The sequence below is a fragment of the Dolichospermum sp. UHCC 0260 genome (genome assembly GCF_009711985.1).
Taxonomy (GTDB): domain Bacteria; phylum Cyanobacteriota; class Cyanobacteriia; order Cyanobacteriales; family Nostocaceae; genus Dolichospermum; species Dolichospermum lemmermannii.
The window spans coordinates 121,475-125,437 of record NZ_VIKZ01000001.1 but is presented as its reverse complement, the minus strand read 5'-3'; the positions used below and the strand labels follow the sequence as shown (position 1 = coordinate 125,437).

Sequence of the window (3,963 nt, the reverse complement as noted above, 5' to 3'; positions counted from 1 at the left end):
GAAAGATGCTACTGCTTACAACAATCTCGGACTTGCCCTGAGTGAGCAGAAGAAATTAGATGAGGCAATATCCAACTATAAAATAGCCCTATCATTACCAGAAAATACTTCTACAACTCCAACAACTACCCATACTTTAGCTAATAATAATTTAGGTGCAGCATTGCAAGACCAAGAGAAGTTTGAAGAGGCTATAAAACATTTCGACAAAGCCGAAGAACTTGACTCCAATTTCATATATGCCAGTAACAATAATATAGAAGCACGAAAATTATGGACTGAAAAACAAAATAAACTAGCCAGTGTAGAAAACGATATGGGATTTTTGCCCAAAAATGATCCCAACTTAACTGTTAAGCGTTCTGTCGTTCTCATTACTGCCAAGTTTTCTAACAGTCAACGTCAAGGAATTGAGGTTGGTACTGGTGTAGTTATCCAGCAAGATGCCAACCGGACATTAATTCTCACCAATCGTCATGTGATTTTTGATGGCAATGAACAGGGTGAAAATATTCAAGTGGAGTTTTTCAGTTCTCCACCAACAGGTAAAGTCAGAATGAGGAGGAATGCCAAATTATTCCAAAAGACTCCTACAGATGAACTCGATTTAGCTGTTTTGGAAGTTAGCGGTAAACTACCAGAAGACATCCAACCTTTATCAATGTCTACTACCATCAACCCCGCAATGCCTATTCAAATTATCGGTCATGATGCCCAAAGAGGTGAAGATAAATCATGGTCTGTAAAATCAGGAAAAATCAATTATCAGAACCAACAATTACAAATATCTGCAACTCAACTGAAACCTGGTTATTCTGGCAGTCCTGTGATAGACTCAAAAAATCGGCTCATAGGCATAGTTTATGCCCGAAAACCGGGTGAAACCAAAAATTTTGCCTATCCTATATCTGTAGTTAAAAAACAATTGTCCATCTGGAAAATTACTTTAAGTAACTAACTTGGCAAAATTAAATATAATACCTCTCTCCAAACCTCTCCCCTACGAGGGGAGAGGCTTTGACTCCCCTTCCCTAGTCTACAGTGTACACACAAGTCTTCTAGAGTTGCCACACAGGCTTCAGATCCCCCCAACCCCCCTTAAAAAGGGGGGCTAAGTTTCTCAAAGTCCCCCTTTCTAAGGGGGATTTAGGGGGATCGAATAACGTTTAGCATCTTTTCTAGAGATGTGTGTACACTGTAGCCTACCAGGGGAGAGGCTTTGACTCCCCCTTCCCTGGTAGGGAAGGGGGTTGGGGGGTTAGGTTTATATTATATTTTTTAACGCCCACTTACTTTAACGAAACCATGAGTTATAAAATTCTACTGGCCAGCTTATTAATCCTCAGCATTAATCCTCTCTCTGCTGTTGCCTCTTGTCCTAAAGGAAATGCCCGTTCTACAGATTATATCCGTCGGCAACCACCCAACCGTTGTGAAGGCATCAAACTCGAACCTTTAAGCGGCAATAGCTTGAGTTTAATTTCCATTGCTACCCGCAACATTGCCAATTATGAGAAAACCCTAACCTTACAAGTTCCCCGCATCAAGAATGGTAAAAATCCTCAAGTGATAGTCAAATCATTGGATGATAGTTATCACTATCAATTAGATGATTTGCTATTATCTAACAATGGTGCAAATTTCAGCTTTAGCTGGGATACTTACGTTCTGAAAAAAGCCAACATCCCTACAAATAAACTCCGCGCTGTAGCAGCCTATAGCCTGGGTTCTCAAAATGTCTATGTTCCCGTTACATTGGGAAAAACTTCTGGTAAATACGAGTTTGTTTTTTATTCTCAAGATCGAGTCAAATTTACCAGTGTAAAAATCGTCCCTCTCACAGATCAAAAAGATCAACAGCCAGTATATAGGACATCTCGCACTACCCCCAATAGTGGTGAAATTAGTTTCACCTGGGATGGAAGTAACGCCCCAGCAGGACGCTATCAACTTCACTATATTGCTAATATTGAACGCAGTAATGAACCAAGCGATAGAATTGAACGACGCATTGTATTTGAACATAACCCAACCTGGTTAAAATAAATCATGGGATATCGGCAAAAAGGCAGACAGAAATCTTCTCACAATTCCAGGTTTAGTAAGATTAATAACTTTATTATTACTAAGTCTGGCTTAATTCAGACAAAATTTAATAATATTAATCATAATTTTCTCCAGCGATTGCCAAATCTAAAACAATATCTAATCCAGCAAAAATCATCTTTCTTGGTGATAATATTGCTTGTGGTTTTGTGTATTATTACTATTGCGGCTATTGTCCCTGGAACTCATATATTTGAAGGTAATCTTATTTTTCAAGAAATGAGTTTTACTTATGATGATAATCAACCTAAACTGTTTCTCGGCAATATTAAAAATATTAAAGAACTAGAAACCGAAGGTAAGCAAATATTAACTTTTACTGGCAGTTTTCAAAGTGAATCTTTACCAGAAATTAATAAATTAAATTCCTTGGAAATCCAGCTTACAGAACGGGAAAGTAAAATTATTATTACTCCAGCTAATTCTAATACAGAAAGCGAAATTAGTCTGAAAGAATTACGACTACAACCGCAAACAAGGATAGCTAGACTAAATTATGATTTTTATCGTCAGCAACTAGCTTTTTCTCTGCTTCCCAATTCTCAAAATAATCCCAACCCCTTAGAAATCTATTTAGGTGAACAGCCTATCAAAGTTATTATAGAAGGTTATAAAATACCCAGTTTAAATTTACCGAAGTCACAGGATGATCAAGCACAATTAGAGTTTATTGTCAACCCCAATAATAAAGAATTTACTTTTAACATTCAAGAAAATACTAATATTTATCTCACTTTATCAAAACCACCAAAATATGAATCAGAACAATGGTTTAGAGGCAAAATAAAAACTAAAGATGTCACATTTACTCATGTAGATAAAAATGGTGGCAACCTCAGAGATGATTTAGAAATATCTACTATTCTCGAAGGTAAAATCCGCATGGCAGAACAGGATAGAGAAATTAAAGAAAATCAGTTTCTGATGGGAGAAGACACTAATAAACCGTTAAATATTCAACTTATCCGCAATCTACAAATAATATCTGAGAAAAAAGGTATAGAAGCCCGTTTTTCTGGGAAAACCAAACAAATTCAAATCGGATTAGATCAAGATTTTCCTGTTTCTAGTATCCAAGGTAGTTGGTTAGATGGCGTTTTACCCCGTGATGCCATTATTGCCCTATTTTCCTTTGGCGCTGCTACGGTCGCTAACCTTCTTTCTTGGTTATTTAGTAATACTAATTCCCGCAAACCATAATATTTTTTTGATAGGAGAATGTTTAAGAGGTTGTTTGAAAAGTATTAGATGAAACCAATAATTTCCAAAAACCTAACCCCCCAGCCCCCCTTCCCTGCGAGGGAATGGGGGGTTTCAAAGCCTCTCCCCGCGTCGGGGAGAGGTTTGGAGAGGGGTTTATTTATACATTAAAAACTTTTCAAACATCCTCTAATTATATCAAGTCCGTTGTTCGTACCTCATAATTAAATTAATTTACAGTAATAATTTCGGCTTGACGTTCGCCATTTTCACCATAGTTTAAACATACCTTTAAATAACTATCTGGTAGATATGGCATTCTTTCAGCCCATTCAATGGCGACAATTCCCGGTGTTACTTCTATGCCTTCCCAGTAACTTTCGAGATTCAATCCAGTAACTTCTTGAGGTTCTAGACGGTATAAATCTAAGTGATAAAGAGGAATACGTCCTTCTGTGTACTCATTAATGAGAGTAAAGGTAGGACTAACAATAGAGTCAATTATCCCCAATCCTTTACCAATACCTTGCACCAAAGTAGTTTTACCAGCACCTAAATCACCTTCTAGTAAAATCACACTTCCAGCAGTCAAAGTTTCTCCAAGGGTAATACCTAATTGCTGTGTTGCTTCTATATCTGGAAGGAAAATTTTAGTCA

At 37.2% G+C, this 3,963-nt stretch carries 4 protein-coding genes; 3 read left to right on the top strand and 1 reads right to left on the bottom strand.

The window, feature by feature from the left end; translation table 11 throughout:
• From FJR08_RS00610 to FJR08_RS00600, 3 genes are all read left to right on the top strand, one after another.
• A partial coding sequence (locus tag FJR08_RS00610; RefSeq protein WP_168631820.1) for a trypsin-like peptidase domain-containing protein occupies nt 1-958 on the top strand: 958 nt, incomplete at its 5' end.
• A 347-nt stretch (nt 959-1,305) separates the two neighbouring features.
• Nucleotides 1,306-2,046 (top strand): hypothetical protein, encoded by a 741-nt coding sequence (locus tag FJR08_RS00605; RefSeq protein ID WP_168631819.1) that lies wholly within the window; start codon nt 1,306-1,308, stop codon nt 2,044-2,046.
• Nucleotides 2,047-2,049: 3 nt separating this feature from the next.
• Complete coding sequence (locus tag FJR08_RS00600) at nt 2,050-3,306, top strand: hypothetical protein (RefSeq protein WP_168631818.1); 1,257 nt, start codon at nt 2,050-2,052, stop codon at nt 3,304-3,306.
• Nucleotides 3,307-3,535: 229 nt separating this feature from the next.
• On the opposite strand, the gene tsaE is transcribed toward FJR08_RS00600, so the two are convergent.
• A partial coding sequence (tsaE, locus tag FJR08_RS00595) for a tRNA (adenosine(37)-N6)-threonylcarbamoyltransferase complex ATPase subunit type 1 TsaE (RefSeq protein ID WP_174782938.1) occupies nt 3,536-3,963 on the bottom strand: 428 nt, incomplete at its 5' end.